At 61.0% G+C, this 25,131-nt stretch carries 22 protein-coding genes; 5 read left to right on the top strand and 17 right to left on the bottom strand.

The features are described 5' to 3' along the window. Nucleotides 1-378: 378 nt before the first annotated feature. From ACP90_RS00260 to rsmI, 4 genes are all read right to left on the bottom strand, one after another. The gene (locus tag ACP90_RS00260) at nt 379-708 is read right to left on the bottom strand and encodes a hypothetical protein (protein ID WP_062485793.1); all 330 of its coding nucleotides are present in this window, start codon (nt 706-708) and stop codon (nt 379-381) included. 97 nt (nt 709-805) lie between these two features. Further along, nucleotides 806-1,750, bottom strand: a complete 945-nt coding sequence (gene gshB / locus ACP90_RS00265; RefSeq protein ID WP_023002334.1) for a glutathione synthase — start codon at nt 1,748-1,750, stop codon at nt 806-808. Nucleotides 1,751-2,119: 369 nt separating this feature from the next. After that, nucleotides 2,120-2,524, bottom strand: a complete 405-nt coding sequence (locus tag ACP90_RS00270; RefSeq protein WP_062485797.1) for a YraN family protein — start codon at nt 2,522-2,524, stop codon at nt 2,120-2,122. Next, entirely contained in the window at nt 2,524-3,438 is a 915-nt protein-coding gene (gene rsmI / locus ACP90_RS00275; RefSeq protein WP_062491212.1) for a 16S rRNA (cytidine(1402)-2'-O)-methyltransferase, read from the bottom strand. Before rsmI ends, ACP90_RS00270 begins: the two co-directional genes overlap by 1 nt. A gap of 240 nt (nt 3,439-3,678) precedes the next feature. Here rsmI and ACP90_RS00280 point away from each other — a divergent pair, with 240 nt between their 5' ends. Together ACP90_RS00280 and coaBC are read left to right on the top strand one after the other, a co-directional pair. Next, nucleotides 3,679-4,851, top strand: coding sequence for a penicillin-binding protein activator (locus tag ACP90_RS00280; protein ID WP_208993419.1), 1,173 nt, complete (start codon nt 3,679-3,681; stop codon nt 4,849-4,851). Nucleotides 4,852-4,887: 36 nt separating this feature from the next. Beyond that, nucleotides 4,888-6,114, top strand: coding sequence for a bifunctional phosphopantothenoylcysteine decarboxylase/phosphopantothenate--cysteine ligase CoaBC (gene coaBC, locus ACP90_RS00285; RefSeq protein WP_062485804.1), 1,227 nt, complete (start codon nt 4,888-4,890; stop codon nt 6,112-6,114). A 134-nt stretch (nt 6,115-6,248) separates the two neighbouring features. Here the strand turns inward: coaBC and ACP90_RS00290 are convergent, their stop codons facing one another. The 3 genes from ACP90_RS00290 to ACP90_RS00300 all read right to left on the bottom strand — a co-directional run bounded on the left by ACP90_RS00290 (nt 6,249) and on the right by ACP90_RS00300 (nt 8,286). After that, the gene (locus ACP90_RS00290) at nt 6,249-7,037 is read right to left on the bottom strand and encodes a class III extradiol ring-cleavage dioxygenase (protein ID WP_023002340.1); all 789 of its coding nucleotides are present in this window, start codon (nt 7,035-7,037) and stop codon (nt 6,249-6,251) included. Between the two features lie 226 nt (nt 7,038-7,263). Continuing rightward, nucleotides 7,264-7,845, bottom strand: coding sequence for an OmpA family protein (locus tag ACP90_RS00295; protein WP_023002341.1), 582 nt, complete (start codon nt 7,843-7,845; stop codon nt 7,264-7,266). 21 nt (nt 7,846-7,866) lie between these two features. Next, nucleotides 7,867-8,286 (bottom strand): hypothetical protein, encoded by a 420-nt coding sequence (locus tag ACP90_RS00300; protein WP_208992429.1) that lies wholly within the window; start codon nt 8,284-8,286, stop codon nt 7,867-7,869. Between the two features lie 175 nt (nt 8,287-8,461). On the opposite strand from ACP90_RS00300, the gene dut reads away from it, so the two are divergent. From dut to cysK, 3 genes are all read left to right on the top strand, one after another. Continuing rightward, nucleotides 8,462-8,911 carry a dUTP diphosphatase gene (gene dut / locus ACP90_RS00305; protein ID WP_062485807.1) on the top strand — a complete coding sequence of 150 codons (450 nt, stop codon included), beginning with the start codon at nt 8,462-8,464 and terminating at the stop codon, nt 8,909-8,911. Continuing rightward, a complete protein-coding gene (locus tag ACP90_RS00310; protein ID WP_062485811.1) occupies nt 8,911-9,567 on the top strand; it encodes an HAD family hydrolase in 657 nt (218 codons plus the stop codon). The genes dut and ACP90_RS00310 overlap by 1 nt, the downstream gene beginning before the upstream one ends. A gap of 144 nt (nt 9,568-9,711) precedes the next feature. Continuing rightward, the gene (gene cysK, locus ACP90_RS00315; RefSeq protein WP_062485814.1) at nt 9,712-10,671 is read left to right on the top strand and encodes a cysteine synthase A; all 960 of its coding nucleotides are present in this window, start codon (nt 9,712-9,714) and stop codon (nt 10,669-10,671) included. Between the two features lie 57 nt (nt 10,672-10,728). Here the strand turns inward: cysK and speB are convergent, their stop codons facing one another. The 10 genes from speB to ACP90_RS00370 all read right to left on the bottom strand — a co-directional run bounded on the left by speB (nt 10,729) and on the right by ACP90_RS00370 (nt 25,123). Further along, complete coding sequence (gene speB, locus ACP90_RS00320; protein ID WP_062485816.1) at nt 10,729-11,688, bottom strand: agmatinase; 960 nt, start codon at nt 11,686-11,688, stop codon at nt 10,729-10,731. 109 nt (nt 11,689-11,797) lie between these two features. After that, entirely contained in the window at nt 11,798-12,388 is a 591-nt protein-coding gene (locus ACP90_RS00325; RefSeq protein WP_062485818.1) for a GNAT family N-acetyltransferase, read from the bottom strand. A 7-nt stretch (nt 12,389-12,395) separates the two neighbouring features. Continuing rightward, entirely contained in the window at nt 12,396-12,713 is a 318-nt protein-coding gene (locus ACP90_RS00330) for a heavy metal-binding domain-containing protein (RefSeq protein ID WP_023002348.1), read from the bottom strand. 81 nt (nt 12,714-12,794) lie between these two features. After that, nucleotides 12,795-13,856: a histidinol-phosphate transaminase gene (gene hisC / locus ACP90_RS00335; RefSeq protein ID WP_062485820.1), complete on the bottom strand. Its 1,062-nt coding sequence runs from the start codon at nt 13,854-13,856 to the stop codon at nt 12,795-12,797. 480 nt (nt 13,857-14,336) lie between these two features. Beyond that, complete coding sequence (locus tag ACP90_RS00345) at nt 14,337-16,136, bottom strand: NAD(P)/FAD-dependent oxidoreductase (RefSeq protein ID WP_062485829.1); 1,800 nt, start codon at nt 16,134-16,136, stop codon at nt 14,337-14,339. A gap of 135 nt (nt 16,137-16,271) precedes the next feature. Next, nucleotides 16,272-18,032 (bottom strand): sigma-54-dependent Fis family transcriptional regulator, encoded by a 1,761-nt coding sequence (locus ACP90_RS00350; RefSeq protein WP_062491214.1) that lies wholly within the window; start codon nt 18,030-18,032, stop codon nt 16,272-16,274. 115 nt (nt 18,033-18,147) lie between these two features. After that, nucleotides 18,148-20,232, bottom strand: coding sequence for a peroxidase family protein (locus ACP90_RS00355; protein WP_062485832.1), 2,085 nt, complete (start codon nt 20,230-20,232; stop codon nt 18,148-18,150). After that, nucleotides 20,229-22,688 carry a hypothetical protein gene (locus ACP90_RS00360; protein ID WP_062485835.1) on the bottom strand — a complete coding sequence of 820 codons (2,460 nt, stop codon included), beginning with the start codon at nt 22,686-22,688 and terminating at the stop codon, nt 20,229-20,231. Before ACP90_RS00360 ends, ACP90_RS00355 begins: the two co-directional genes overlap by 4 nt. Before the next feature lie 288 nt (nt 22,689-22,976). Then, entirely contained in the window at nt 22,977-23,900 is a 924-nt protein-coding gene (locus tag ACP90_RS00365; RefSeq protein ID WP_228148086.1) for an iron-siderophore ABC transporter substrate-binding protein, read from the bottom strand. A 98-nt stretch (nt 23,901-23,998) separates the two neighbouring features. Further along, on the bottom strand, nt 23,999-25,123 hold the full coding sequence (locus ACP90_RS00370) for an FAD-binding oxidoreductase (protein ID WP_062485841.1): 1,125 nt from the start codon (nt 25,121-25,123) through the stop codon (nt 23,999-24,001). Nucleotides 25,124-25,131 lie beyond the last annotated feature (8 nt).

Below are 25,131 nucleotides of genomic sequence, written 5' to 3' on the forward strand. Positions count from 1 at the left end.
GACATGCCCCAGGGGAACACGAAAAGTCACGCCATTTCCGGGTGTTGCGCCTCGCTGACAGCGCGATCCGGGGTTTCAGCGGGTATCAATGGAAAAAAATCTTGAGCGTCCTTGGCCGGATTAATCCCGTCTTTTCAATACGATAACGACAGCCTGAAGTAGAAACTTGAAAAATTTCACGTGAATCACGTTTTTCCAAGGAACGATTCCATGTGGAACGGGTTTTACATACAGAGGCTGCCGAGTAGGCCCTCTGTTGCATTGTCTAAGCACAAACTCTTTATACCTCCGCACCCCCATGCGGAGGTTTTTTTTGCCTTGGCGCGGGCTGTGTGCGCGACCTCCGCATGCGGGTATTCCCGTTCGTACCGACAGACATCAGACAGCGTTCATGTTCGCCATGACTGCCTTTGCACCGATTTGCTGCAGGAAGGCCTGCGGGTCGAACGCGACCTTGCGGTATTCGTCTGCAATCCGGGCCTTCGCCTCCAGAAAGACCTCTTCGTTCTGCCATTCGACAAAGGTGACGAATTTTGCCATCCCCTCGCCGGAAGGTTGCTCAAGCACAAGGTTCTGGCGGCACCCTTCGATGTTCTGAAGCAGGCCGCGAATGACATTGAGCCGTTCCAGCAGAACGTCTCGCGCCTCGAGCGGCACTTCAAAGCGGTCAACGCGGTAGATAGGCCGGGATTCCGTGTCCGATTTCATGCTTTTCACCTTGGGATTTGAAAGGAGAAAAAGCTCTACAACCTCAACCTAAATTGAGGTCAAGCGGATATTCGAACTGGCTGGCGGGAAGGACAGCTCAGCCCTTCACCTTCGCTTCCAGAACGTCCCAGACCATGCCAGCCACATCCGGTCCGCCGAGATTGCGGATGGCGCGGATGCCTGTGGGGGCGGTGACGTTGATTTCTGTCAGGTTGCCGTCGATGACATCGATCCCCACCAGGATCAGGCCCTTCTCCTTCAGCGAAGGCCCGAGGCGCGCACAGATCTCGCGTTCGCGCTCGGTCAGCTCACTGTCGGTCGGCGCACCGCCCCGCACCATGTTGGAGCGCAGGTCGCCCGCGGCCGGAACGCGGTTGACCGCACCGGCGAACTGGCCATCTACCAGCAGGATGCGCTTGTCGCCGTGCTTCACATTGGGCAGGAACTGCTGAATGACCCAGGGCTCGCGGAAGGTCGCGGCAAAGAAGTCGTAGAGCGAACCGTAGTTGAGGTCATCCTGGGTGATGCGGAAGACAGCCGCGCCACCATGGCCGAACAGCGGCTTCATGACGATGTCGCCGTATTCCTTCCGGAACAGATCGATTTCCGACTTGTCCTTGGTGATCAGGGTCGGCGGCATCAGGTCGGCGAATTCGGTCACGAACAGCTTTTCCGGCGCGTTGCGAACGGCTGCAGGATCGTTGACCACCAGAGTGTCCGGATGGATCTTTTCCAGAATGTGGGTCGCGGCGATGTAGGAGAGGTCAAACGGCGGGTCCTGGCGCATCAGCACCACGTCCATCTCGCGCATGTTGAACCGGCTCTTTTCACCCAATGTGAAGTGATCACCCTTCACATCGCGCACTTCGATCGGCTCCAGTGCGCAGAACACTTCGTCACCGCGCATCGCCAGACGGTCCGGCGTGTAGTGATAAAGTTCATGTCCGCGAGACTGTGCTTCCAGCATCATTGCGAAGGCGCTGTCGCCGGCAATGTTGATAGACGAAACATGGTCCATCTGGACCGCAACTTTCAAAGCCATGAGGCAACTCCCGGCGGGCGGCGCCGCTTGAGCGCCTTTGGGATTTTCAGAACGATTGGTCCAGATATGCGGTGCGCAGTCGGCTTTGTCCAGAGGGGGAGGTCAGAAGGATCCGAGTTCGGTTCCTGTGGCTCCGGGCACCGGCAAATGAGGTGAAGTCTCTCGGCCATAGTCAGTGTCACCCCGGCGACCGACGGGAGACCCGGGGCCTGTTCGTTTCAAGAGCGCTCGCAAGGCGACGCAAATATCCGGGACATTGAGACCACTGTGAGCAAGCAGGACAGCGAGTAAGCCCCGGATCTGCGCTGCGTTTGTCCGGCGTGACGCCGAAGGTGAATTTTCTCGGCAGCCAAAAAATTGCTTCCCGAACTACTCCCAGGCCTGAAACGCATTCACGATCCGCTCGGGCAACGCGCGGGGCCGGACGACGATAATATCGAAGCGCAGGATGAAGAACCCGGCCTTCGGGTGTTCCGTGACGAAGATCTTCGCGGCACGCGAGATGCGCTTCTGGCTGGCGGGCGTGACGGCTTCCAGCGCCGCCTGCCGCGATTTACGGGCCTTGACCTCGATGAAGGCGACTGTCTTGCGCCGCTTGGCGATGAGATCGATTTCGCCGGCCTTGGTCTTGTAGCGCCGCTTGAGAATGCGCCAGCCGGTGAGGCGCAGGTACCAGGCGGCAAGGGTTTCGGCAGAAAGGCCCAGGGCATGTGCCTGGCGGCGGCGATCGGTTTCTGCCGGTTGCCTTCCGGCTCCGCCGGGACGACGTGCCATCAGGCGTCGTCCGCCTTCAGTTCCAGCGCGCGCTTATAGACCTCGTTGCGGTCAAGCCCCGTCGCTTTCGAGATTTTCTTGGCCGCGGCACTGACCGGCATTTCGGTGAGCGCCTCACTCAGCAAGGCATCCAGATCGTCCACCTCGGCTTCCGGCTTGTCTTCCGGCGGACCGACAAGAATGACGATTTCACCCTTTACCTGCCGGCCCTCGAACCGGGTGCTCAGGTCTTCCAGAGTGCCACGCTCGAAGGTTTCGAACCGCTTGGTTAGCTCGCGCGCAACGACGGCTTCGCGGCCGGGGCCGAGCAGTTCCGCCATCAGCGTCAGGGTCGCGGCGGTGCGGTGGGGCGATTCAAAGAAAATCAGCGTCGAAGGCACCTTGGCCAGCTCTTCCAGCCGCCGGGTCTTCGGGCCTCCCTTTTGAGGCAGGAAGCCGGCGAAAAGCACCGTGTCGCTCGGCAGACCCGCCGCGACAAGGCCAGCCAGCGGCGCCGACGCACCGGGGATCGGGATGACTTTATGCCCTTCTGCGACCACATCACGCACCAGCCGGTAGCCCGGGTCGGAAACCAGGGGCGTGCCAGCATCGGACACCAGCGCCACGGCGCGGCCTTCCGCCAGAGCTTCCAGGATCTTCGGCCGCTGCTTGTCGGCATTGTGTTCGTGATAGGGGAGAAGCGGCGTCTTCAGCGAAAACCGCTGGGTGAGCGTTGCCGTGACCCGCGTATCCTCGCAAGCGATTACGCTTGCTGCAGCAAGCGTTTCCAGGGCCCTGACGGTGATATCGCCGAGGTTGCCGATCGGCGTGGACACGATGTAGAGCGCGGGTTCCAGATTGGGTGCAGTGAAGACATGTTCGGAGAGGCTGTAGCGGTTCTTGTCCGCAGCCGGCCCGGCTGTTTCCTTGACCATGTCGCCTTTCCTCTTGTCCGCCGCGAATTGCAGCATCGGCCCCGTTTGCGCCCTTGCGCTAGCCTTTCAATACAACCGATGCAAGGCAAATCCACCGTTGATCGGGCCGATATGCCATTGAAAGGCCACTAAATCTTTACAGGCCTGTAGCGAATACGTAAGTCTTTCCCAAAGGGTGAACCAACAAATATGGCAAGTGCAAGACGGGGCGACATAGTGCAACAGCACAGACGTGTTTTCTTGAAAACGGCGCTGGCTGGAGCCAGCACGATGTTGCTGGGTGGCTGCATGGGGTCCACGCTCGGCTCTCTGCCGGGTGACCAGATCCAGCCAAGTGCCCAGCCGCAACCGACTGGTGAAATCATCGGAACGGGCGGGGTGCGCATCGGATTGCTGTTGCCATTGGCAAGCTCCGACGGCAATGCCTCCATCGGTACGGTTTTCAAGAACGCCGCCTCTCTGGCGCTGCAGAACTTCCCGAGCGCGGATGTGCAGTTGCTGGTGAAAGATACCGGCGGGACGTCCGAAGGCGGACGCGCGGCAGCGCAGGCTGCCATTTCGGAAGGGGCGGAACTGATCCTTGGCCCGGTGTTCTCACCGGCAGTATCCGGCGCTGCACAGGCTGCACGGGCAACAGGCGTTCCGGTCATTGCCTTCTCTACCGACACCTCCGTCGCATCCCGGGGCGTCTATCTGCTCAGCTTCCTGCCGGAAAGCGACGTGAAACGGGTCGTCGGCTATGCCAACAGCCAGAAGAGACATTCCTATACCGCCCTGATCCCCGAAGGCTCCTATGGTGCCATCGTCGAGGCTGCGTTCCGCCAGGAAGTCGGCCGAGGAGCAGGCAGGATCGCATCGATCCAGCGCTATTCCATGAACGGATCGGACACATCCGATCTTGTTTCCAAGACCACGGCGCTGAAATCGGTTCTGAACAATGCAGACGCCCTGTTCGTACCGGCCGGGGGCGGTGTGCCGGCGGTTGTCGTGCAGACCCTGGTCAGCCAGGGCGCCAATCTGGGCAATGTGAAATTGCTCGGGACCGGACAGTGGGACTCTCCCCAGGTCAAGAACAACCCGGTGCTTGCCGGTGCCTGGTTCGCCGGGCCGGAGGACAAGGGTTTCCTGGCCTTTGCCCAACGCTACCAGAGCATCTATGGCTCCGCACCGCCGCGCAATGCCAGCCTGGTCTATGACGGTGTCACGCTGGCCGCGGGCCTGATCCGCTCCGCCGGACAGCAGCGCTTCCAGCAGAGCATCATCACCAACCGCGATGGCTTCATCGGCATTGACGGATTGTTCCGCTTCCAATCCAATGGCCTCAACCAGCGGGGCCTTGCCGTCTACCAGATCACCGGGCAGGGCACACAGGTGATTTCTCCGGCACCACGGGATTTCCGCACCGGATTCTGATCTTATCCGCCGACACCCTAGGAGTGCTGAGTTAAGATGCTGAGCGGCAAGCAGATCGTCCTGATCATCAGCGGCGGCATAGCCGCCTACAAGTCCCTTGACCTGATCCGCAGGCTGAAGGAACGCGGCGCCCGGGTGATCCCGGTGATGACGAAAGGCGCGCAAGAATTCATCACGCCTCTGGCTGCCGGGGCTCTGGCTGCGGAAACCGTCTTCACCGACCTGTTCGACCGGCAGGCCGAGCACGACGTCGGCCACATCCGCCTGGCCCGCGACCATGACCTGATCCTGATTGCGCCCGCCACCGCCGATCTGATGGCCAAGATGGCCCACGGGATTGCCGACGATCTGGCGACAGCGGTGCTGCTGGCAACCGACAAGCCTGTTCTGGTTGCCCCTGCCATGAACCCGAAGATGTGGCAGCATGAGGCGACCAAGCGTAACCGGACGATACTCAAGGCGCGTGGCATTGCCTTTTGCGGCCCAGCATCTGGCGAAATGGCGGAAAAGGGCGAAGCCGGCACCGGCCGGATGAGCGAGCCACTGGAGATCGTGGCAGCTACCGAGGCCGTGCTGCGGGAAGAGGCGATCCGGGCCGGCAGCCTGCCGCTCGCCGGAAAACACGTTCTGATCACCTCAGGCCCGACCCATGAGCCGATCGACCCCGTCCGCTACATTGCCAACCGGTCTTCCGGCAAGCAGGGCCATGCACTGGCCCGTGCCGCCTATGAAGCGGGCGCACGGGTAACGCTGGTATCCGGCCCGGTAACACTGCCGGATCCGGCCAATATCCATGTCATCCACGTGGAGTCCGCTTCCGCGATGTTGAAGGCGGTGGAAGGCAACCTGCCGGCGGATATCGCCATCATGGCCGCCGCCGTCGCCGACTGGCGTGTCGCGAGCGAGGGCGCCCAGAAGATCAAGAAGGATGGCTCCGGCAAACCGCCCGCGCTGGAGCTGACGGAAAACCCGGACATTCTGGCGACTGTCGGTCATCATCCGGACCTGAGGCCAAAGTTGCTGATCGGCTTTGCCGCCGAGACGCAAAACCTGATCGACAATGCTCGTGGCAAGCTGGAACGCAAGAAGGCCGACTGGATCATCGCGAACGACGTCAGTCCGCAGACAGGCATCATGGGCGGCGACGCCAACACCATTCGCGTCGTCAGCCGTGACGGCGTCGAAGACTGGCCGGAAATGGACAAGGGTGAGGTCGCCCGCAGGATCATCGCCCGCGCAGCCGAGGCGCTCGGCTCGGACTGACCCGAGCCAGACAGTTTCACTATCGTACGCGATGAAGGGCTGGTGCTTCTGCCCGGCAGCTTTCTGCTCTGTTTCACCGAAACCGTTCTGCAGGCCTGCGCCCCTGCAGGAGCAGGGGCGGTCGATGGGGCTGGTCAGGCTGCGAAGCGGAAGTAGCTCATGCTGATGGAGCCGTACTCGTAGCTTCTATGGAGAAGCTGGGCCTTTGCATCCGTTCCGCCTGCGCCAAAGGCGAAGAACAGCGGCAGAAGGTGCTCGTCCGTCGGGTGGTTGCGGCGAAAGTTCGGAGCGCTCTGGATATCGTCGAAATATCCGATCGATCCGGACTTGAGGCCATCGTCCAGCCAGCGGTCGAAATCAGACGCCCACACAGGCGTTGGCGAGCCTTGCGGCCCGAATTCACGCAGGTTGTGCGTGGTGCTGCCGGACCCTGCCAGCAACACGCCCTTGTCCTTGAGCGGTGCCAGCGCCTGGCCGAGCGCATAGACGGATGCGGGCGTGCTGCCGTGCGGCAGAGACATCGCCACGACCGGAATGTCGGCATCCGGATAGGCAAGCGACAGCGGCACCCAGGCACCGTGATCAAGCCCCCAGTGACTGTCGAGTTCCACATCGTGGCCGGCAGCTTCCAGGAGGCGTGCCGCTTCGTCGACGTGATCCACATCGGCCTTTGCGGGATAGGAGATCTCGTAGAGCGGGCGCGGGAAACCGCGGAAGTCATGATAGGTCCGCAGCGGTCCCGGTGCCGACAGCTTCAAACCGTCTGTTTCCCAATGCGCGGACAGGATCAGGATTGCCTTGGGGCGTGGCTGGCTTGCGGCAAAACTCTTCAGGAACCGGCTGGCAGCGGTGTCTTCAAGTGCCAGGGTTGGCGCACCGTGAGCAAAAAAGACGGGCGAAATACGGTTTGGTGTAGCCGTCATGTGACCACTCCTCGGGAGAATTGTTTCTACCCGAGAAGATAAGCTATTCGGCCGGAAGGATTAGACCAGAAAGGGAAGAAGGCTCGTTCGACACATGTGAACAATCCCGGCCTTCGATTTCCACTGTTCAGCCATACCGCTTCCGCTTACGGGAGCGGTATGTGTCCTTGCTTGCCGGTATCAAGCGGGCTTCAGAACGCCTGGCCCAAACCCGCCCGAGCGGCCCTTACCTGTAACCCAGGTTGATCAGCTGAACGCGCCGGTTGATGGCGGCATCCGGCTTGGACGGATCGCGCAGCTGCTCCTCACCCAGGCCCACAGCGAAGAGATAGTCGCCCGGTACGCGGAATGTGGTCACCAGTGCTTCACGCACCGCCTGCGCGCGTTTCAGCGAAAGTTCCAGGTTATATTCGCGTGCACCCTTTGCATCCGTGTGACCGACGATGAAGAAAGTCTGCCCCTGCAGATAAGGCGTGTGCAGGGCATCCGCGATCAGGCCAACGGTTTCATAGGATTCCGGGCGAATGCGCGCGCTGTCGAAATCGAACGTGATTTCCACGTTGAACTGGCGCAGAGAGGCCAGCTTGTCGGCAAGCGGCAAAGTGTTGGGAGCGTTTGCACCCGGATATTTCTGGATATTTTCCAGCGCTGCTTTCTGCAGTTCATCGGCCGTAAGATCGACCTTCTGCTGGGCCCCCTGCAGGGAGTTGATGATCTCGTTGCGGCTCAGCTTGGTCTGGGCGGCAAGGCCCGAAGCGGACACGGCGAGAAAGGCGGCCGACAAACCGGCCAGAAGTATCTTGTTCATGAAAAATCTCCCGGTGCCGAGTTAGCGGTAGCCGGCCAGGTCAATGGCCGTGTTGCATTTTTCGCTGACGGAAGGCTGGGCCTTCAGCAGGCAGCGCAGAAGATGGCCCGCACCGGCCTTGACGCCCTTGCAATATTGCGCGGCATCGCGCTGACACAGTTTGGGCGCTTCGGCCTGGGCCGCCAGTCGCGCCTGAATGAGCGAAGTCACGACCAGACGGTCGGCGTTGCACTTTTCCGAAACCTTGGACTGGTTCTGTTCAAGACACTGGGTGATACCGTTGTTGGCCAGCGTCGCGGACTTGCAATAGGATTCGATGTCCTTGCCACAGCTGGCGGCCAGGATCTTGATAGCGTCGGCATAGCCGACAGTCTGGGCGAAGGCAGCCGGTGCAGCGACCAGCATCAACCCGGTGGTAAATGCAAAAATCAATCGTCTCATGTTGCCAATCTCCCAATCGCTGGCACGTTACGATGCGTCAGAGTGTTTCAGGTGAAGATTACGACTTCAAGTAGATATCTGATTTTTATGCGAAGTTTCGTGAATGTCCGCCAGCCTTGACACGGACCGGCGAATATCGTCACTCGCCAGCAACACTCACTGCCGGACACCTTCAATGCCTGTTACCCTGGAACTGAAGCGACTGGAGCACGGTCGCGATCTGCCATTGCCCGCCTACCAGTCGATTCTGGCTGCCGGACTTGACCTTCTGGCAGCCGTAGACGGCGCAATAACCCTTGCACCTGGTGCCCGTGCCCTGGTGCCAACTGGTCTTGCCATGGCTCTGCCCGCCGGCTTTGAGGCTCAGGTTCGCCCCCGCTCAGGCCTTGCCGCCAAACATGGCGTCACCGTTTTGAACACGCCGGGCACCATTGATGCCGACTACCGCGGCGAGGTGAAGGTGATCCTGATCAATCTCGGTGACGACCCCTTCGAGATTTCACGGGGAGACCGGATCGCCCAGATGGTGATTGCACCTGTTCTGCAGGCGGACATTGTCGAAGTCGAGGTCCTCTCGGAGACCGAGCGCGGTTCCGGCGGTTTCGGTTCGACTGGCCGCGCGTGATGTCCGAGCTGATCATATTCGATTGCGACGGCGTTCTGGTCGATACGGAACGCATGGCCAACGCCAACATGGCCGCGATCATCAGCGAGCTTGGCGTTCCGATGACCGGGCCGGAGTGTCAGCGCAGGTTCATGGGACGGACACTGGAAGACGTGCAGTCCATGATCGAAGACCTGACAGGTCAGGTACTCCCCACCGACTGGCCGGACCAGGTGCGGCTGCGCGATCTGGAGAGCTTCAAGGCGGGTGTTCCGGCGATCGAAGGCGTCGCCGGCGTGCTGGACGAACTCGACCGGCGCGACGTCGCCTATTGCGTTGGGTCTTCCGGCAAATATGAAAAGATGCGCACAACGCTCGGCAGTTCCGGTCTGCTGCCCCGGTTGGAAGGCCGGCTGTTTTCCGCACAGGACTGCGAGCGCGGCAAGCCCGCGCCGGATGTGTTCCTGCTGGCAGCACGCACCATGGGCCACGCCCCGGAAAACTGTACGGTAATCGAGGACAGCCTGCCCGGCGTTCTGGCAGCCCGGGCAGCGGGCATGGGCGTCTATGCCTTTGTCGAGGATCCCGCTTGCGACCGCGAGGCCATGCAGGGCGCCGGGGCCGTCCTGTTCGAGGCAATGGCGGATCTGCCGGACCTGCTCTTTTCCAAGACCTGAAGCTTTTCTGGAAAAAGGTTTTACCCGCAGGATCGCAAAGGTGCTTTCGGCCCCTTATAACTTGCCGAAACCCGTACTATCTTATCGCTCCGATAGTCGAACGATGCCGGCGGAAGAAGATCCGGCCAACTTGGGAGACCTGCCATGACGATCAAGACCAGTGGTCGCGGAAAAATCTATTCCTCCATCACCGAGACCATCGGCGATACACCGATCGTCCGGCTGGACCGACTGGCCAAGGCGCACGGTGTCAAGGGCAACCTCCTGGCGAAGCTTGAGTTCTTCAACCCGATTTCCAGCGTCAAGGACCGGATCGGCGTTGCGATGATCGAGGCGATGGAGCAGGCCGGCCAGATCGTTCCGGGCAAGACCACGCTCGTCGAACCGACCTCCGGCAACACAGGCATCGCGCTGGCATTTGTCGCTGCCGCCAAGGGCTACCGGCTTATCCTGGTAATGCCGGAGACCATGTCGGTGGAACGCCGCAAGATGTTCAAGATCCTGGGCGCCGAGCTGGAATTGACCGAAGGGCCAAAAGGCATGAAGGGCGCAATCGCCCGCGCCGAGGAACTGATCAGCGAAATCGACGGTGCGGTGATGCCGCAGCAGTTCGAAAACGCCGCCAACCCTGAAATCCACCGCAACACTACCGCGGAAGAGATCTGGAACGATACCGACGGCGGCGTTGACGTCTTCGTCTCCGGCATCGGCACCGGTGGCACCATCACCGGCGTTTCCCAGGTGCTGAAGGAACGCAAGCCGGGCCTTCACGTCGTTGCCGTCGAACCGGCCGACAGCCCCGTGCTTTCCGGTGGCCAGCCCGGCCCGCACAAGATCCAGGGCATCGGTGCCGGTTTCGTGCCGGGCGTGCTCGACACCTCCGTCTACGATGAAGTCCAGACCGTCGCCAACGAAGATGCCTTCGCCATGGCCCGGGAAGTGGCAAAGACCGAAGGCCTGCCGGTAGGCATTTCTTCCGGCGCCGCGCTCACCGCTGCCATCCGCGTCGGTCAGCGCGAAGGCATGGAAGGCAAGAACATCGTGGTGATCATTCCGTCTTTCGCAGAACGGTATCTTTCCACGGCGCTGTTCGACGGCCTCTGAGCATCCAGTCGCGAAATTTCACCCCGTCGGCCGGTTCACTCCGGCCGGCGGGGTTTTTCATGTCTTGCGGTGATGCAGAACCCTGCCAATGGTGTTCATGAGAACTTGTGCCGCAAGGGTGCTTGTGGAACCGGTCGGGTCATAGTCCGGCGCAACTTCCACCAGATCGATGCCGACGATGTCGCCCTGTCTTGCCAGACCGTCGAGCAGCTCCAGCACTTCATAATAAAGAAATCCGCCGTGGCTCGGCGTGCCCGTGCCAGGTGCGATGGACGGATCGAAAGCATCGATATCGAGCGTCAGGTAGTAGCGCTTGCCGGCCGGTATCCGGGCCAGAAGCGCCTCGGTGCCGAGCTTGCGGGCCTGCCGCACAGACAGGATGTCGGAACCCATCCTGCGGGCGTCCTCGTAGCCATCGCGCGAGGTGGAGGAGACGTTGCGAATGCCGATCTGCGTCAGGCCGGTGACATAGGGCTTTTCCGCCGCGCGGCGCATTGGGTTGCCGTGGCCATAGCGGACGCCGTGTCGTTCGTCGACGAAATCCAGATGCGCATCGATCTGGACGACGTGGATCGGGTCTTCGCCATCAAAGGCGTTGATGCAGGGAATGTTGACCGAATGATCGCCGCCCAGCACCACCGGCAAGGCACCGGCCTTAAGGATCTTGCGTACGCCGAATTCGATGCGTCTGTGGCTTTCAATCGTGTCCGTATGGACGATATCGGCGTCTCCCAGATCGACAATGCGGGTGGTTTCCGCCGGCAGGTAGGTGATGTCGTCCTCGAAATCATAAGCGCCCGCATGGCCGAAGGAAAACAGCGTCGAGGCCTCCCGGATCGCACGCGGCCCCATACGCGCGCCCGAACGCCACTGGGTGCCGAAGTCGAACGGAGCCCCCATGACGGCAACATCCGCATCGATGGCGTCCCAATCCGGCTGATAGGGAAACTTGCCGAAGGTGCAGATGCCGACAAAGGGCAGGTTCAATCGCCCGCTTTCATAACCGTGTGAGGACATTCAAAGGCTCCTGTTGGGGACCGGCCAACTAGAGCATCATTACGGAAGGGGGGAAAGGGCGGGGTTGAGGCAACCAAAAAACTACTGGCTCTGAACCTGGCTGAACTCCCTAAACCTGCTTTTCCATACGTGTCGCGGAGGAAAAGCCAAACAGAAGCTCGAGAACCCCGGTCTTTTCTTCCCCAACCGCCTTGAACCCCGAGCGCTCGTAAAGAGCTTTTGCCCTTGGGTTCGTGTCGATCACATCCAGCCGCACACGGGTGAGCGAGCGCTGGCGTGCTTCTTCGCCAATGGCTTTCAGCAAGGTGCCGCCGATGCCGCGGCCGCGGGCGCTTTCGGCCACAAAGATGCCATCCATCAGCAGGCAGTCCGGCTCGATCCTGCGTTCCAGAACTTCCAGAAGAAGTCCGCGCCAGAGGCCGCCGAACGTTCCGTAAACCGCCGTCATGTCGGCGAGGCTGCCGCCGGCAAGAGCCCCGTCCCGGGTCTTGTAACCGGCAAGGCCTAATAGTCGTCCCTCCCGGTCGAGAGCGCTGATGGCAAAATCCGGGTTGAGGATGCGCTCGACAAGTCGAAGCGCTTTTTCTTCCGGGGCCAGCACCTTGCCGAGCTTGCCGGAAAAGGCCTGCCAGAACAGGCTGGCGGCAACCGGCCGCTGGTCTTCCGGGAAGCCGGGAGAAATGAAAATGTCGGATGACATGACAGGATCAGCGGATGAAGACCGCGGTCCCTGTGGCGCTGACCATCAGCATGGAGCCGTTCTGGCCTACGGTTTCGTAATCGAGATCGACGCCGATCACCGCATTGGCGCCCATTGCCTGGGCCTGCTGGCACATTTCGTCGATGGCGATCTTGCGCGCCTTGCCAAGCTCTTCCTCGTACGCACCGGAGCGGCCGCCGACAATGTCACGGATGCCGGCAAAGAAATCCTTGAAAATATTCGCGCCGAGGATCGCCTCGCCCGTCACCAGACCCTTGTAGTCCAGATCCTTGCCCTGAATGGTGTTGGTGGTGGTGACCAGCATGCATTGTCTCCCTTTTGAACCGATGTTCGAGACATGGGTTCGTCCTCGTGGTTTTGCAAGAAACGGCTGGATTGGAAGAGGTTAGCCGGCGACAAGTCCCGCCATCACCTTCAGCAAGGCCTCGCCCTCCTCTTCCGTTCCAATGGAAATGCGCAGCCAGTTGTCGATGCGGTCCTTGTTGAAGTGGCGCACCAGAATGCCTTCATCCCTGAGGCCTGTCAGAAGATCCCGTGCTGCCCTTGTTTCATGCGAGACGAACAGGAAATTGGCTGCCGACGGCAGCACGTTGAACCCGAGAGAGCGCAGGCCTTCCGCCATCCGATGCCGTTCCGTGATCACAAGGCGCCGGGTTTCCTCGAACCAGGCGGTGTCCTGCCAGGAGGCTTCTGCTCCAGCGAGTGCCAGGCGGTCGAGAGGGTAGGAATTAAAACTGTCCTTGATCCGCTGCAGCCCCTCGATCAGGTGCGGCTGACCAAGAGCAAATCCGACACGCAGGCCCGCCAGGCCGCGCGACTTGGAAAAGGTCTGCACCACCAGAAGATTGTCGAACTCGGGAACCAGACGAGCGGCGCTCTCCGCGCCGAAATCGACATAGGCTTCGTCAACCAGCACCACCACATTCGGGTTTCGCTCAAGAACGCTTCGCACCGCCGCAAGATCAAGCGCAATGCCGGTCGGGGCGTTCGGATTGGCAAGCACGATGCCACCACACGGCCCACCCAGGCTGGCCGGATCAATCCGGAAATCATCATCGAGTGGCACAGAACGGTGGGAAATGCCGTAAAGCTCGCAATAGGTCTTGTAGAAGCTGTAGGTGATATCGGGGAACAGCAGCTTGTCCTTGCCACTGAAAAAGCCGTGAAAGGCATGGGCCAGGATTTCGTCCGAGCCGTTGCCCGCAAAGACGTGATCCACACCCAGACCGAAGCTTGCCCCGATCGTTGCCCGCAACGCACCGGCTGACGGATCGGGGTAGAGCCTCAGGCTGTCTTCGGTAGCTGCGCGGATTGCCCCGAGCGCGATAGGCGACGGGCCATAGGGATGCTCGTTCGTGTTCAGCTTGATGAAGCTGCGGTCCTTTGGCTGCTCACCCGGCGTATAGGGCACCAGCTTGCTGACTATGGGGCTCCAGAACCTGCTCATGGACCGTATCCTGACGGAAATTACTGTGGTTTTTTCGCACAATAGGCGCCAAACCGGTGCGGTAAAAGTGATTTTGACGTTGTTCTTTTGCGGCGTTGCCAAAGCTCTGCTACCCGCAGAGACCGCTGCGTCTCGGGGCGGGAAAGGTTCAAGCCTTCGGTGGGGTAGGGAGACGCTGTTCCAGGGCCTCTCCGCACTCGTGAAATGGTAGGCCGCTTTCCAAGCAATTCTGTCACCAACCTCACGTCGTCTTCCCGGCCAAGCGAAGCGCGAGCCGGGATCGGGGAGGCACGAACGTTTCGATATGGACGCTAACCTGTTGCAGCCACGCGTTGGTGGTTCCCCGGTCCCGGATCTTCGCTGCGCTACGTCCGGGATGACGATGGTGAGGGTGTGGGTGAGGGTGTCGTGAAAAAGGAAAGAGCCGGGGGACATTTCCCCCGGCTCTTCCATTTGGTCAGGTTCTGTCCGCGTTTCCGGTCAGGACAGGTGATGCACCTGCTGAAGGCCGTAGACCGGGGTCGGCAGGCCTTCCATCCGCGCTTTCAGCTGTAGCGCCAGATACTGGGAGTAATGGCGCGACTGGTGCAGGTTGCCACCATGGAACCAGAGCGCTTCCTGCTGGGTCGGTTTCCACATGTTCCGCTGTTCGCCTTCCCAGGGCCCCGGGTCCTTGGTGGTGTCGGAACCAAGACCCCAGACCTTGCCAACCCTGTCGGCCATGTCCTTGCCCATCAGGTCGGCAACCCAGCCGTTCATGGAACCGTAGCCGGTGGCATAGACGATCACGTCCGCTTCCAGCTTCGTGCCATCGTCCAGGATGACACCGTCTTCCACGATCTCGGTGACCTGGCCACCCTTCAGCTTGATCTCGCCGTCTATGATCAGCTGGCTGGCGCCGATATCAATGTAGTAGCCGGAGCCCCTGCGCAGGTATTTCAGGAAAAGGCCGCTTTCGTCGTCGCCCCAATCCAGCCAGAACCCGGCTTTCTCCAGCCCTTCGTAGAAGTCCGCGTCCCGCTTCTTCATCTCCGCATAGGCAGGGATCTGAAACTCGTGCAGGATCCGGTAGGGCAGTGAGGCGAAGATCAGATCCGCCTTTTCCGTCGTCACACCAGACCGGACCGCCTCTTCCGAGTAAAGCGCGCCGAGGCCTACGTCCATCAGGGTGTCGGAGCGTACGATATGGGTGGAGGACCGCTGCACCATGGTCACATCGACATCATTTTCCCAAAGCGCCGCGCAGATATCGTGCGCCGAATTGTTGGAGCCGACCACGACCGCCTTCTTGCCGCGATACTGATCCGGCCCCGGATGTCTGGACGAATGATGCTGGTCGCCCTTGAAGGTGTCCATGCCGGGAAATTTCGGAACGTTTGCCTTGCCCGACATGCCGGTTGCCATGACCAGCTGTTTCGGTTTCAGAACCACTTCCTCGCCGTCACGATCCACGACGACTGTCCATTCCTTCTTTGCTTCGTCGTAAGTTGCGGATTTGGCAACGGTCCGGGTCCAGTAGTTCAGTTCCATGACCTTGGTGTACATTTCCAGCCAGTCGCCAATCTTGTCCTTGGGGCTGAAGATAGGCCAGTTTTCCGGGAACTTGATGTAGGGCAGGTGGTCGTACCAGACGGGATCATGCAGGCAGAGGGACTTGTAGCGGTTGCGCCAGCTGTCGCCGGGCCGGTCATTCTTTTCCACGATGATGGTGGGCACACCGAGCTGCCTCAGGCGCGCGCCGAGCGCGATGCCGCCCTGGCCGCCGCCGATGATCAGGCAATATGGTTGGGTCTTGTAGCCGAGGTCCGCCAGTTCACGCTCGCGCTCCTCCTTCCAGCTGGTGCGGTGCTTGCTGGCGCCGTGCTTGGCCCCCAGCGGCCGGTTGAAACCCTTTGGCTCCTCATGGCCCTTCAGCTCGGCCATGGTTGTCAGCAGGGTCCAGATCTTGCCGCCTTTCAGCCGGATCAGGCCGAAGCAGCGGGCCCGTTCGGTATCGAACTGAATCCAGGCCGTGACGACATCGCCCTCTTTCGTCGGTATTTCGCCTTCCGCGATGCGCCAGTTGCTCGGCCCGGTGGAGGCCAGTTGCTTTTCCAGCATGTCGCGGACCTGATCCTTGCCCTCGACGGTCTTGATGTTCCAGGTAAAGGCAATCAGGTCCCGCCAGTAGCAATCGTCCAGGAACATGTCCGTTGCAGCGTCGATCTTGCCGTCTTCCAGCGCCTTGCCGAAAGTGTTGAGAAAAGTCTCGGTCTCGTGAACCAATGGTTTGTCGAGCATTCCAGTTCCTCCCTGTTTATGGAGGAAACAATGCAGAGCGCCCCTGCATTTTTCCATGGAACGCCCGTCAATTGATGACGTTAAGGGGCAGAAACTCCGTTTGCTGTTGCGCACGCAACAGGACGCAACAGATAGTCATGCACGCGGGTAGGGGTGTGGCTCCAGGCCGAGAGAGCGCATCCGCCGGAGCACCGTCGACCGATTGACGCCAAGCCTTCGGGCAACCTGGGACATGTTCCAGCCACAGGCGTCCAGAAGTGCTTCCAGATCCTGTTTCGGATCGGTTTCGACGCGTCTGGACAGAGACGCCTGCGGCAGATCGGTAAGGTCGATCACATCGGTTTCTGCAAGCGCTGTCGCGACATCCAGCAAGGTCGCGAGTTCACGGATGTTGCCCGGCCAATGCCGGCCGCTGAGTTCGGCGCGTGCCGAAGGTGACAGGCGCAGGTCCCGCGGAGAGCGTCGCAACAGGCGATCGACCAGCCAGTCGAAATCCTGGCGGTGCCGGAGTGGCGGGATCCGGATGAGAGACCCGGCAAGCCTGAAATAGAGTTCCGGCCGCAGTGCGCGGATGCTTGTGGAACCTGCCGGATCCTGCCGCGTGGTGGCCACCACGCGAAGGTCACTTCGATGTTCCAGCAAGGCAAGCAAGGCAGCCTGGCCCGCCTTATCAAGATCTTCGATCCCGCGCAGGAACAGCGTTCCGGCTGCAGCGTCAGACAAGGCGCCAACCTTTTCCGGTTTCAGAGCGGAACAGCAGAGCGTATGGAACGACCGGTCGGCCGGACCCAGAACATGGATGGCCCTTGCCAGATATTCCTTGCCCGTTCCGGTTTCGCCAGACAGCAGGATGGGAACCTGCGTTGGTGCAAGCCGGGCAACTTTCGACACCACCTGCGACAGCGTCGCATCCTGCCCGCAGATGCCGCGCAGCGGCGTGGGCAAGGTCCCGGAAACGGGGCTGCGTGCCATGCGAGCGGCTTGCGGAGCGATGGCATGACCGTATAACCCACCACCGTCGCGCCGGCGCAGAACCCGATCTTCCGCCGGGCGGCCTCGCATCAGGGACGGCAGATCGTCGACATCCAGGTCCAGGTACATGTCGATCCGGCTACCTATGAGGTCTGTGGAACCGGTCGGGGCCAGACAGGCGAGTGCGCCGTGCGTCATTCCTGTTATCCGTCCGCTGTCGTCCAGGGCGATGGCGGCTTCCGGATCGACTTCCAGAAACTCCGGCGATGTCGAGAAGCGCAAGACCCATTCCTTGCGCGTGGTCGCCATCAGGTTGGCCATCTCGACCCGGCGAGTGGAAGCCTTCACCAGGTTCATCGCGAGGTTCTGGCTCGATTTCGGGCTTGGGGAGCGCAGGAGGGAAATATCCAGAACCGCCGCCAGCTTGCCGCAGGTGTCGTAGATGGGGGCCGCCGTACAGGACAGCGGTGTATGCGACAGCCCGAAGTGATCGCTCTGGTGGATCGTGACGGCTTCCCCCGTCACGATGCAGGAGCCGACACCGCAGGTTCCCGCAAGATCCTCGGACCAGTCGGACCCGAGATAAAGGCCCGCCTGCCGGAGATCGTCCTCGAACCGAGGATCGCCAAAGAAGTCGACGCACACACCCTTGGCATCGGCCAGCAGCAGTACGTAGTTGTGCCCGGCCACCTGCTTGAACAGGGTGCGCAGGCCGGAACGAGCCGTCGCGATCAACCGCTCGGACTGCTCCTGATGTTCGCGCAGTTGCTGCTCGGTGACGATATGTGCCGGTTCCGGACGCGCCGGATCCATGCCGTACGTCTGGACACAGCGCCGCCAGCTTTCCGACACCAGCCCATCCCTGCCGGTCTCGTACCCCTTCAATACGCGGTCGATTTCACTCACATGTTCAAGGTCGCGCATGTCATCCTCCCTTGACACAGCACTTCACGATAGCCTTTCGGGCAGGCTTTGCAAATTTTGCCGGCGCAATTCTGCGTTCGTAAAGCTTGTGCAGCGGGGAAGCCGGCCAGGGATATCAGCCTGGCCAGGTCAGAAGCGTGTCCTTGTTGATGGTGAAATTCGCATTCGGCCTTCTGGCGTTGGCGGCAACGTTGAGATCGACAATGTTCTGGAAGGTGGACGTCGCCTCGATTTCCGTCATGCCATACTCGGTGAAGACCTCCGGACCGAAGATATTCTTTGCCAGAAGCGGGTTGGTGAGTGCCTGGGAGAAGGCGTCGGACCCAACCATGGCCAGAAGCAGGGGCGGCAGGGGGCGCGCCCGCATCTGGTCTTCTGCCAGCAGTCCGATGGGAAGATCGACCCGATCGATGCCGCGCACGCCGTTCCAGTCGGGATAGAGTGCTTCCAGCTCTCCCGCCAGACCGGCGTCGCCTCCGGTCAGTTCCAGGAAACTGTCGTACGGACGCAGCTTCCAGGAGGCGCGGTAGGCGTTGAAGGGGGCGAGCCGGAACCTGCGGGCAAACGCCAGCGTGCGCTCTTCCGCGCCTTGCAGGAAGAACGGGGTGTTGTGAAGGGTCAGCTTGCCTGCCCGCTGGCTTGCCGCCGCATCAATGACCGCCTCGACGCCGTGTTTTTCGATGATCGTGTTGTTGAAGCGGAAATTCTCGTTCTCCAGTACCTCGCCCTGGAACAGGAACCGATCCGGAACCATGGCATGCCAGCGGTAAAGCAGGTCGAATTCCAGCGAGATCCGGTTGGTGCGGTACCACAGGCGCTTGTCCGCATCGCCAGGCTCCACGAAGATCTTGAACGGCGAATTGGCAAGGTGGTTGATATAGTCCTCGATGATGACCTTGAGCAGCTTGACGATGTTGATGTTGCGGGCCGTTTCGAAGACGCGGTCCGGACCGAAGTGCGGGTTCCGTTTGCCGATCTCGCGCGCGAGACGGTTGTGCTCGCGCAGGAAGATCGTGTTGAGCGCGCTGTAGAGGATCGTGGAATTGGCCCGTTCCAGGCCGGCCGCATAGTGGCATTTCCAGCGCTCCGGCGTGACGGCCCAATCCCCGATACCGGCCAGGAGTTCCCGAAGCTTTTTCGCCGCGCCCCATTCCGGATCAGCCCCCAGGAAGGTCGTTGCCCACATCGGCATGAAATGAATACCGGCAAACTCGGCTTTGACTGCCAGATCCGGGCCCGCGAGCAGCGGTGGCAGTTCGCCGACGGGCGTCTGCCGGGAGTTCAGAAAAGCACCTTCCCGTAAAAACGAGGTGGTTTCCTCGCCAAGACCATAGATCTGGCAAAGATCGATTTCGTGGTTCGAGGTGTTCAGCCGTTTGTTCAGCGGGTGAGTGCGCAGGAAACTGTCGGTGAACCACTGGGCAAAGAAGCAGAACAGCGTGCTGGTGTCGCTCTCGACCATCGCCTTGCGCCGGTAAAGTTCCGCCACCCTCGGCACTTCCGGCAGGGCATCGACAAAATCCTGATCGACGGGTGGCAGGTGCCGGCCGGTGTAGCGGCGGTCAACCAGACCCGGCCAGCTGGCGAAGGTGCTGGTGGTCTTTTCCGGATCCTTTGGGCCCGCAACCATTTCCAGATGCGTTTCCGGATCATGCGGTGTCCAGAGGGAGAGCGGGAGCGGACGACCGGGTGGCGCGTTCGAGATGCCGTTGATGACAAGACGGTTGATCACCCGGCTGAGCGGACCGCAACGCTTGACCAGCCTGACGAGGGCGGGAAAGGCCTCGGCCAGTTTCAATGCCTGGCCGCCGATGAAACCGAGGATCCGCTTGTGGAGCGGCGGATCCCGCAGAACGTCCCTTTCGGAGCGGGTGCCGAGCTGATCCAGAAACGGCACGAACACCAGTGCATAGAGGATATGTGGCCAGACGTGGTGGTGCCAGACATCCTGAAGCACGAAGATGAACACAAAGGCGACGACCACATTGCCGCCGATGAAGATCCAGAAACCGATGCGCAGCCGCCGGAACATAAGCCAGTTGGCATAGGCACCGGCCCCCAGCGCCAGCCCGAGGATCATGTGTATCGGATCGAAATCGTAGCGGAAGAATTCCTCGACGCCGCGATAGGCCATGATCGTACCAACGAGCAGGCAGATGATGTCGAGAAACGTTCCCTTGAAGGATGCGCTAAGCCTCATGACCGCCCCACATATTGCTTGGATTTGAGATATTCGATCAGTGCGGATTTCTCGCCGTCCGGAAGACCGGTGCCGTAAAGATGTCCACCATTGCCGTTGCCGGTCAGCTGCGTGTCGAACAGGAAGCCACTTTCGCAGGCAAAGCCGACGTCGACCGGATCGAAATCCGTGCAGCCGCGATAGAAGGTCGCCGGACGGTCTTCCGGCGGTGACAAAAGCGCCCGAAGCGTCGGCACGGAGCCATTGTGGAGATAGGGTCCGCGTGCCCAGATGGCGTCCAGCGGCGTGTTGGCGTAGCCGTCCGTTGCCCGGTAGTGTGAGAACCGCCAAGTGTACCCCTTGCCGACATCGCCGAAGCGGCTGACGAAGGCTTCGTCGAAGAGGTCAGAACGTGCCGGGTCTGTCTGAAGGTCCGAAAGCGGCGTGACCTGCCCGAAGCTCTCGCCTCCTGGGTCATGACACGTGCCGCAGCCTTCCCTTTCGTAAATCGCAGCGCCGTCTGCTGCCATGTCAGCATTGACTGGCAAGGGGTAGGCGGGCGGCGGCAGGTCCCGCAGCCATTCCGCCTGAGCATCTATCAGCCCGCGTTGCAGCAGCCATTCCTTGGCGCCGCCGGCAAGGGCGGCGGAATAGTTGCGCTCGATCAGCGAATTGTTGTTGCCGTCCCAGTGGAACCAGCCCCCCTCGCGGATGCCCTGGTTCCAGACCGAGGGAAAATCGACCGTTCCGACCGCCTCGTCCTTTTCCGGGCCATAGCCCCAGCGCGCGCGCCAGTTGTTACCCGCGTCCGTGCGCCCGGGGCCATGCTGCGGTTTCACCTTCATCCAGCTGAAAGCGGTCGCCAGTCCATCGGCCTGGTCCTTGATGCCGGGTACCAGAATGGTGCGCACCAGCAGACGGTCGATTGGCCCCAGAGGTCTGCCGGCCTGCGCGGCGCTTTCGATCACCGCATCCGCCGTCAGCTTGTCACTGGCGGCAACGTAGCCAAGGAACAGGATGTAGGACTGGATATCGAGCTTTTCCGCAGGTGCACCCAGCAACAACATGGTGTTGCCGCCTGCGGTGACTTCCGCGCTGTGGCAGGTGGCGCAATTGAAGCCGACCCTCGGCACACCGACGCGCCGGATGCTGAAGCCGATCGGAAGTTCCTGTCCCGGTTCCTCGATGAAGCCGAATGTGCGCCAGCCTTCGGGCAGCTCGTCCTTGAAAATCGCCGGCAATTCGCGCCAGACGATATAGGGGAAACCGTCCCATTCGGCGCCGATGGAACCGTATTTGAATTCGGCGACCGGGTTGTCAAAGGTTTGCGGCGGACCCGGCTTGATCGTGAGGCGCTTGCCTTCCAGGACCAGGCAGGCGATCAGCAGCAGCGCGGCGACAATCGCCAACCAAAGCGGCATGCCGTCGTTTCTGGGCGATACGGAGGGTTGTTGCATCTTGTAGCTTTCCGGAATGCCGGCAAAGACGGGTGGAACAACGCCATTGACTTCATGCCGCTTGCAAGCGGCACTCTCGTAGGCTTGTCGCCGGGCAAGGTTGATGGCGCCGACGGGCTCGTGCGCCGGCAGGCTGTTCCAGGGTGAAAAGGCGATGTTCTCCGCCAGTGGGGCGTGTTGATCGACGTCCTGCTGAAAGATTTCCAGCGTCGCCAGCTTTTCGTGACGCGCGCCCGGCACCGCCGACCAGGCAATCGACGGATCATCATCCGGCTGCGTGGCCGGATCTATCTGCACATCGACGCCGAATTCAAAAGTGACCGGGCAACGGATCAGGGTTTCCCTCAGCGCGACGGCCAATTGATCGCGTCCGGACCGGACCTCAGGGGGATCCACCGGCACCGGTCTTGGCGTTGCGGTATATTTCACCAGAAGATCGCCAAGCCGATAAGGCGTGGTGCTGAAGTATCGGCTTGCAAGCGGAGATACCGGGCGATGAGAGACAAAGGCCCGGATCCTGCCGAAGAGATAGAAGCCCGTGAACAAAAGCCGGGACAAGGGCTTCAGGCGGGCAAGACCGCGTTTCAGCACCAGGGTGTTGATGTCGTCATAGTCGCCGAGGTCACCGGTGAAAAAGGTTTCATGGTCGACGAGAATGAAGTCCTGCACCCTGCCGTCCGGGTTTTCAGCCGACAGCCATTCCCTGTCGATGCCCAGCACCTTGATGGCCATGCCGTGGGCGTCCCGCTTCCGGTCATCCAGTTGGCGGCCGTTGGAAAACCGGACAAGGGCGTCATATGTGCCCGGTAAGGCGAAGAGACCGTGACGCAAGTCCTCCGGCACTTCGCCGATCATGAAGCGGGCGCGGACACAGCCGTGGTGTTTCGGGTGCTGTGGGCGGCGCGCCAGACCGGGAACCGTGCAAATGGCCTCGGCATTGGTACGAGCGATGCTGTCGATCAGCCCCGCGTCTCCACCGGTTTCCGATTTGCCCGGCGGTGCCGGTTCTCTCGAGGCCATTCAGCCCGCCCTCTCGCGTTGGTGGGTCAAACGCATGGTCCGGCTCTTCAACTGCCGATGCGCTTAATTACCTAACGTAAGGCTAGCTCTTATTTACAGGGAAGGGAAGGTTTCCGGCTGTTGTCCGTCACGGTGGTGTGACGGCATCCTTTTGAAATACAACCTGATTTAGACGCCGGGTTGTATTTCTTCGCTCCGACAATCATATCTGCTCCGTGCCAGAAGCTCGGAACGGCGAGGTGGCCCGGGTCAAAACTCTTGATCCGGGCCCTGTTGCTTCAAAGGAGTTCAGTTGGAACTGAGGTCGACATCCGTCCCGTAGATCCGGGCGATGTCCCGAAGCATTGCGCGGGCTGCAAGAATGCCCTGCGACGTTGCCCAGACACCGTCATCGACCTTGTGGGCGTTTCCCGCCTTGACGACTTCCAGATTGGCCCAGAGAGGGTCTTTCAGCGTCTCGCCCTCCAGGGCCGTGCCCTCTCCATTGCCGGTGTCATATGTCAGGTAGAACATCCGGTCGGCTTCCATGTTCGGGATGCTTTCCTTGCCGACGGCAAGAGCCAGACCGTCCTGCGCCTGTACCTCGGGCCGCTTGAAGCCGATGTCGTTCAGCACAACACCGGAGAAACTGTCATGGCGATAAACGTAAAGCTGGCCGGGCACGAAACGGACGACGGAAACCGTGTCCCCGGCATTCTCGCCGAGGGCGGCGCGCAACCGGGCAACGTCCGCCTCATAGGCACTGACAAGCGCTTCGCCTTCCGCTTCCATGCCGACCGAGCTGGCATAGAGCTTCATGTTGTCCTTGAAATCCGTGGCATTGATCACAAACACCGTGGGCGCAATGGCGGAGAGCTGAGGATAGATTTCCTCGTGCCGCTTCTTGCTGCCGAGGATCAGATCCGGCTCAAGCATGGCCAGCCGTTCCAGGTTGACCGCAAGCTCCGTCCCGACAACTTCAACTCCGGCCATCCGGTCGCCCAGATGCGGGTACCAGGGATCGCCATACCAGGAAGACGCAGCCCCAACAGGCGTCTTGCCCAGCATGAGCATTGCCTCGGTGCCTTCGTTGGTGAGAACGACAATCTTCTGCGGAGTGTCTGGCACCTCGGTGGTGCCCATGGCGTGGGTGATCTCGGCAGCGGACAGGGCGCCGGGCAACAAGGTTGGCACCAGGGCTGCGCAAAAACAAAGGCTGGACAGAAAACGCAAGGGGTATCTCCGGCATTACAGGTTATCTGGCTTGCCGAACCCCGACTGGCTTGAGGAATTTTTTCCTGGAAATTGCCGTCATTGTCAAATGAAGAAGATCAGGCCTGCAGGAACCGTCCGGGTGCAAGCTGGTCCAGTGTGATACCGCAGGCGGACAGATCACCCGGCAGGTTCCGGCCGGCAACGAGGGCCGCCAGTGCCCTGCCCATCGCCGGGGATGTCAGAACCCCGCATCCGCCCTGGCCTGCGCTGACAAAATAACCCGGATGATCGGGAAATCCGCCGCAGACAGGGTTTCGATCAGGCGCAAACGTGCGCAGTCCTGCCCAGCTTGCGGATGGACGCGGCACGGCCAGCTCGGTGCCGATGCCGATATGATGGATCGCCTCTGCAAGGCGAAGATCATCTGCATAAACCTCTCCCGGAGAAACTGGATCAGCCTCTGCCGGTGACGCCGTGAAGCCGTGCGGCTGCGGATGGACGTACCAGGTGTAATCGGCCGTCGTGACATGTGGCCAGACACCGGCTTCCTGACGGTGAAGCGGAAACGTGAAGGCCGAACGGCGGAAGACGTTGAGGCCAAGCGCCGGGACACCGGCAAGATCCGCAACCCGGTCCGCCCAGGCCCCGGCCGCATTGACCAGAACGGGCGCCGAAAGGGTCAGGTCTCCGGCCGTTACCTGCCATGTGTCGGCAATCCGCCGGATGGAAGTGACTTCCGCCTTGCAGACGAAGCGAGCGCCATTGGCAGCAGCCGCCTTGCGATAGGATTGCAGCAGCAGATCGACATCGATATCCATTGCATCTGCTTCGAAAACGCCCGCATGTACCCGTTCCGGCCGGAGGGCCGGAAACAGGGCCAAAGCCTCTTGTCTGTCAACAAACCGGCAGTCCGACCCGGCCTCCTGCAGCCTTGCTATCAGCCTGTCCAGAACAGGCCGATGCTCCTCACCCCCAACCGTCAGGCAGCCGCGGGGCGCGACAAGCGTCTGCTCGCAAAATCCCGGCGGCGGCGCCTGAAAGAACGCACGGCTTGCCGCGGCCAGCGCGCGCATTGTGTTGGCGGAAATGCCGGCCGTGAATTGCCCTGCCGTGCGGGCTGAAGACTGCGTTGCTAGCGCCGGCTCGCGCTCCAGAAGCGTCACTTGCGCAAACTCGGACAGAAAACAGGCCGCGCTCAGCCCGGCAACACCGCCGCCGATGATGATGACGTCTGCTGTCATTGCGTCAG

This window comes from Labrenzia sp. CP4 (assembly GCF_001579905.1).
Taxonomy (GTDB): Bacteria; Pseudomonadota; Alphaproteobacteria; order Rhizobiales; family Stappiaceae; genus Roseibium; species Roseibium algicola.

What these genes read in the sequence shown, in the direction of transcription:
- ACP90_RS00260 (WP_062485793.1), bottom strand. Translation starts at nt 708, where the DNA reads ATGAAATCGGACACGGAATCCCGGCCTATCTACCGCGTTGACCGCTTT.
- gshB (WP_023002334.1), bottom strand. Translation starts at nt 1,750, where the DNA reads ATGGCTTTGAAAGTTGCGGTCCAGATGGACCATGTTTCGTCTATCAAC.
- ACP90_RS00270 (WP_062485797.1), bottom strand. Translation starts at nt 2,524, where the DNA reads ATGGCACGTCGTCCCGGCGGAGCCGGAAGGCAACCGGCAGAAACCGAT.
- rsmI (WP_062491212.1), bottom strand. Translation starts at nt 3,438, where the DNA reads ATGGTCAAGGAAACAGCCGGGCCGGCTGCGGACAAGAACCGCTACAGC.
- coaBC (WP_062485804.1), top strand. Translation starts at nt 4,888, where the DNA reads ATGCTGAGCGGCAAGCAGATCGTCCTGATCATCAGCGGCGGCATAGCC.
- ACP90_RS00290 (WP_023002340.1), bottom strand. Translation starts at nt 7,037, where the DNA reads ATGACGGCTACACCAAACCGTATTTCGCCCGTCTTTTTTGCTCACGGT.
- ACP90_RS00295 (WP_023002341.1), bottom strand. Translation starts at nt 7,845, where the DNA reads ATGAACAAGATACTTCTGGCCGGTTTGTCGGCCGCCTTTCTCGCCGTG.
- ACP90_RS00300 (WP_208992429.1), bottom strand. Translation starts at nt 8,286, where the DNA reads ATGAGACGATTGATTTTTGCATTTACCACCGGGTTGATGCTGGTCGCT.
- dut (WP_062485807.1), top strand. Translation starts at nt 8,462, where the DNA reads ATGCCTGTTACCCTGGAACTGAAGCGACTGGAGCACGGTCGCGATCTG.
- ACP90_RS00310 (WP_062485811.1), top strand. Translation starts at nt 8,911, where the DNA reads ATGTCCGAGCTGATCATATTCGATTGCGACGGCGTTCTGGTCGATACG.
- cysK (WP_062485814.1), top strand. Translation starts at nt 9,712, where the DNA reads ATGACGATCAAGACCAGTGGTCGCGGAAAAATCTATTCCTCCATCACC.
- speB (WP_062485816.1), bottom strand. Translation starts at nt 11,688, where the DNA reads ATGTCCTCACACGGTTATGAAAGCGGGCGATTGAACCTGCCCTTTGTC.
- ACP90_RS00325 (WP_062485818.1), bottom strand. Translation starts at nt 12,388, where the DNA reads ATGTCATCCGACATTTTCATTTCTCCCGGCTTCCCGGAAGACCAGCGG.
- ACP90_RS00330 (WP_023002348.1), bottom strand. Translation starts at nt 12,713, where the DNA reads ATGCTGGTCACCACCACCAACACCATTCAGGGCAAGGATCTGGACTAC.
- hisC (WP_062485820.1), bottom strand. Translation starts at nt 13,856, where the DNA reads ATGAGCAGGTTCTGGAGCCCCATAGTCAGCAAGCTGGTGCCCTATACG.
- ACP90_RS00345 (WP_062485829.1), bottom strand. Translation starts at nt 16,136, where the DNA reads ATGCTCGACAAACCATTGGTTCACGAGACCGAGACTTTTCTCAACACT.
- ACP90_RS00350 (WP_062491214.1), bottom strand. Translation starts at nt 18,032, where the DNA reads ATGCGCGACCTTGAACATGTGAGTGAAATCGACCGCGTATTGAAGGGG.
- ACP90_RS00355 (WP_062485832.1), bottom strand. Translation starts at nt 20,232, where the DNA reads ATGAGGCTTAGCGCATCCTTCAAGGGAACGTTTCTCGACATCATCTGC.
- ACP90_RS00360 (WP_062485835.1), bottom strand. Translation starts at nt 22,688, where the DNA reads ATGGCCTCGAGAGAACCGGCACCGCCGGGCAAATCGGAAACCGGTGGA.
- ACP90_RS00370 (WP_062485841.1), bottom strand. Translation starts at nt 25,123, where the DNA reads ATGACAGCAGACGTCATCATCATCGGCGGCGGTGTTGCCGGGCTGAGC.